Source organism: Methanocalculus sp., from assembly GCF_030651615.1.
Lineage (GTDB): Archaea > Halobacteriota > Methanomicrobia > Methanomicrobiales > Methanocorpusculaceae > Methanocalculus.
Map to the genome: position 1 here is coordinate 1 of NZ_JAUSCG010000066.1, position 4,822 is coordinate 4,822.

Here is a 4,822-nt window from a genome sequence, read left to right on the forward strand (position 1 = left end):
CTTCTCTTTTGCTGCTGCTTTATTCATACCCTTCACCCGGATCAGGGCTACCTCAATATTTCCAATAGCAGTCAAGTGATCAAAGAGGTTGAAGTTCTGAAAGACCATACCGATCTTCTGTCTGAATTGATTGATCCGGGGCCCTGCATGAGTCACTTCCTCATTATTTAACCAGATTCGTCCACTATCAGGAACAGTCAGCTGATTGATGCACCGAAGAAGTGTGCTCTTCCCGGTTCCTGAGGGTCCGATGAATACTTTCGTCTCACCACGGCGGACATCAAATGAAACACCCTTTAGTACCTCCGTTTCCCCATAGCTCTTATGTATATCCTCCACGCGAAGAATGATCTCTCTGTCCATCATCTCAGATATCACCACGTCCATATCCGGGTATTTTATATCGGTGCTCGATCCGGCCAAAGATCCATTGGCCACCATAATTCAGAAGAATAAATATAATTGCGACTACAATGTAAACCGTCATCGGGTCACCAATTCGTGCGATGATCTGGTTACCCCTCGTTAACAACTCTGCGACTCCTATTGCATAACAGACGGATGAGTCGGTGAGCAGAATCGGATACTCGTTCGTCCATCCCGGTAGTGCGTTTCTGAGTGCCTGTGGAAGAATAATCGTTCTAATCGCCTGCCACCGGGACATTCCAAGAGATCGGGCGGCAAGCATCTGCCCTTCTTTTATTGAGAGGATCGCTCCTCTGAAGATCTCAGACTGGTATGCAGCGGTCCGGAATCCAAGTACTATTGCAGCAATCCAGAATGCTTCGATATGAAAGCCGAGCATCGGAAATATACCGAAATAGAAGAGGAAGAGCAGAACCAGAATTGGCAGACCGCGAAAGATCCAGATATAGGTACGGACGAGGTATTTCAGAGGAGATGGGCCGTAGACCTGAAACAAAGCCATCGGAATACCCATCAGAAGCCCGAGTGCCAGTGCAAGGATTACAAGTCCGAGGGTAGTGAAGATGCCAGAGAGAAGGTAGGGGAGTGACTCGATTATCGCGGGGGAAAGAAAACTCACCTTGGATCACCACAGAAATTCTGCCTGCATCTCCAGAAGAGATCAGATAAGATATGTATTAACCCTGTGATCAGAAAAAGATAGGGTAACTGAATCTCTGGTCAGAAACCAATAAGACCGGGGTTTACACAAGCCCGTACTTCACCTTCAGCTCTTCCCATTTTGGAGAGGCCTGAAGACGATGTATACCCTCATTCATCAATGCCAGCAGTTCGGTGTCCTCCTTCCGGATGGCTACACCATACTCTTCATTCGTCTCAACGATGCCGACCTTCCGAAGACCCATCTCCATAATAAACTCGTTCACGATCGGGGTATCGTACATTACAGCATCAACACGCTTATTCTCAAGATCGGTTACTGCAAGCGAGAAGCCTTCATATTGTTTGAAGTTATTTGCCGGGAGTAATCCGGTATCAATAAGATTCATCTGGATATAATCAGCAGCTGTGCTTCCACGCTGTGCACCCATAAGAACTTTGCCAGCAAGCACATCATCAAGGGTTATAACTGAGTCGGCACGGCTTGCAACCGCCTGGTTCACAATCCAGTAGGGCTCTGTGAAGTGGACGCGTTCCTGACGTTCAGGGGTGATCGTCATGCCCGAGTAGACCATATCGATCTTCTTAGTAACGAGGCTCGTCACAATTCCATCCCATGCCATCGGCTGGATCCTGACATCAAAGCCCATCTCTTCTCCGATCCATCTTACAGACTCGACATCGAAACCGGCAGCTGAACCATCCGCCTCAATATAGCTGAACGGTTTATAATCGCCATCTATTCCAACAATATAGAGCTTTTTTTCAGAGACCGGAGTCTCTGCTCCACCCATACATCCTGCAGCCAGTAGGGATAACACCACTACTGCAACGAGAGCAGCACACAACTTAGCATTCATGAATTATAGATTACGGAGAAGATCCTATATATCTGTTTTCAACTATCTCCCCCAGTCAGAGGAGGCTTGCCACCGGGGTCTAAAGATCGCAAAGCTACAATGTAATTCGTATGAAGTTTATTCAACGAACCTTATTGGTCCAGGTCGATTGACGCAACCACTACCGATTATCCGCGGAATCACCGGCTACTTTCTCTCTACTACCGAACTTTGGGAATGTGGAGCAGTCAAAAAACATACCGTGTGCCCGTACGCAAGGAATGTCTGAACAGAGTATCGACATTAGAATCTATACCCCTTTTGAGGAGGCATTTCCTCTCCGCCATAAAAGACGGAAGTCTCCTTGCCTAAGTAAGATGAAAAGGAGTGATTGACCTTATATTATGATTTGTTTTTGAAAAAATCATGGAGAGAAGCTTCAAGTTCCTTTAATGAGACGGGTTTCTGGAGGACAAGAATGATATCCGACTTATATGGGGCAATCTCCTCATCACGGATATATTTTGCAGTAAAGAGCATAACCGGAAGACCCTGAAGGCCGGCTTTCCGCAATTCATCAAGGAACTGCCATCCGTCAATCGGGGTCATCATCAGGTCCAGTAGAACGAGATCCGGTTTCTGATCTTTGATGCCATCAAGTGCATCCCACCCGTTATTAATGGTAATTGCTTTATATCCAATCTTCTTCAGAAGGAGACCCATCACCGTAAGGTTTGGGATATCGTCATCAACCACCATCACCGTCTTCATCATTTCACTATCACCATAGGTATTCGTACTGTAAATATACTTCCTTTATCCGGTGTACTTTCAACAGTAATCTCACCACCGTGAATCTGAACATAGCGTTGTGCAATTGGAAGACCAAGACCTAAACGATCATATTGCCTGTTTAGTTTCTGGAGATCGGCGATATTGAATGGTTCAAAGATCCGAGCGAGTGATGAAGACTCTATACCCACTCCATTATCAACTATTCGGATATAGTGGTTTCCCTCACCGGCATCATAGTTCACAGAGATAATACGGGGAGGATCATTATACCTGACTGCATTTGATATGAGGCTGTTGAATGCATGATACAACAGGCTTGAATCTGCCCGTATTATCACAGAGGGGGATATTTCATTAATAATCTCAGCCTTTGCACGATAACTGTGATCGGTTATAATATCTTCAACCGCTCTCTGTAACAGAATATCTTCAAAACTTGGAGAGATCTTACCTGAATCAACGATCGAAAGTTCGATCATCCGATCGATGATCCGTCGTTCGTGATCTATATGTTTCTGGAGGAGATTCAGGATATCAACGACCTCCTGCGAGAGTTGATAATGATCCGTATCCGAAAGAAGGAGGCCAAGATACCCTATCACAGGCTGAAGGGGAGTCCTCAGTTCATGTGATGCGATAGTAACAAAATCTGATCTCCGTTCGATCTCGTCTTTGAGGCTCTCTTCGAGGATCTTATGTTGTGAGATATCAATCAAAATACCGAGATCAACAGGTTCACCATCACTCATTACCACCCGGAACTCGACCTCACCAAGTCGTTCACAGCCATCTTTTATTGAAAACGGCAGCTCCTTTGGAGTGTTATATACTACCATATCATTCTGTGAAGGTAGGACTTTCGTAATCGGCTCATGAATGAGTTCATCTTCTGGAAAACCGGTTATACGACAGAATGAAGGATTGACAAAGGTGAATATCCCACGGTTGCAGGTAAATATCCCAACAGGGATATGAGTGATCAACTGTTGGTAATTTGCCTCCTGCTCCCTGATCATCTCAATCATCCTCTGTTCTTCAGTAATATCGATGAGAGACACAACACGAAGGGAGGTATCAGCAATCTGAGCAGTCAGGAGCATACAATCCCGTTCTTCACCTTCAAAATCAATGATCTTCACCTCATACTCATCATGCGAGATATGTGCAGGATCAGAGTCAAGGCAGGCCATCATGATAGGCTGATCTCTTTTATGGAAGATTGAAACGACATGTTTTCCTTTTAATGTATCCTTCTGGTAACCTGTAAGCGTACAGAACTCATCATTTACAGAAGTGATTAGTCCATGTTCATCAAGGATCAGAATACCCGCTCCGGCATTATCAAAGATCGCCCGATGTGAAGCCTCTGATTTGCGCCATAAGATCTCAACGTTGCGCCTCTCTGTGATATCATGAATGATGACAGTTGCACATTCGGCATTGTCTCTGTTTTTTATCGGATTGATGAGGAGATCATACCAATAAGGCACTCCCCTCACCTCACACGAAATCTCCCGGCGAATAGAGTGCCTGTGGGTAAAGATCTCTTCATCCTGAAGAGGATCAGAGAGGAAATCGATGAATGGAAAGATATCCTCAATCCTCTCACCCATTATATGAATGGATCTCCCTTCCATCTGGAGCCTTCTCAGGGCTGAATGGTTATAGAGGAGGATACGATGATCCCTGCCGATGACCAGTACCGGCATATTCATAGAATCAAGTGTCTCTTTGTATGCAGCCTCGGTCTTCTGGCACAATAACTCAGCATTCTTCAGGGAAGTGATATCAACAGCAGAGATGACCATCACCTCATCGTCAAGGATAGAACCTGAAAGCCTGACTTGAATTTCAGTTCCATCCTGCCTGATCAATACCTCTTCATGATTGTTCACTTTTGTTAGTGCCTCAATCTGGTCGAGGACCTCGTCTGCTCTCCCCTGATCTCTCCACAGATCATGCATTGGCCTTCCAAGAAGATTATTTGGAATAGAATCAAAGAGGGATACACAATGGGGATTAATATCCAGTATTTTTTTGGTTTTCCGATCCACAATCCAGTTGCAGGATTCGGAACGGGCGATGACCCCGTTATATCTCCT

At 45.3% G+C, this 4,822-nt stretch carries 5 protein-coding genes; all 5 read right to left on the reverse strand.

Going from position 1 to position 4,822, the window contains the following annotated elements; genetic code table 11:
• A partial coding sequence (locus tag Q7V06_RS02740) for an ATP-binding cassette domain-containing protein (RefSeq protein WP_304837724.1) occupies positions 1-366 on the reverse strand: 366 nt, incomplete at its 3' end.
• A gap of 1 nt (position 367) precedes the next feature.
• A complete protein-coding gene (locus tag Q7V06_RS02745; RefSeq protein WP_304837727.1) occupies positions 368-1,045 on the reverse strand; it encodes an amino acid ABC transporter permease in 678 nt (225 codons plus the stop codon).
• 124 nt (positions 1,046-1,169) lie between these two features.
• Complete coding sequence (locus Q7V06_RS02750; RefSeq protein ID WP_304837730.1) at positions 1,170-1,946, reverse strand: ABC transporter substrate-binding protein; 777 nt, start codon at positions 1,944-1,946, stop codon at positions 1,170-1,172.
• Positions 1,947-2,327: 381 nt separating this feature from the next.
• Positions 2,328-2,699, reverse strand: coding sequence for a two-component system response regulator (locus Q7V06_RS02755; RefSeq protein ID WP_304837733.1), 372 nt, complete (start codon positions 2,697-2,699; stop codon positions 2,328-2,330).
• The coding region (locus Q7V06_RS02760; RefSeq protein ID WP_304837736.1) for a PAS domain S-box protein at positions 2,696-4,822 on the reverse strand (2,127 nt) is incomplete at its 5' end. The genes Q7V06_RS02755 and Q7V06_RS02760, both read right to left, overlap by 4 nt.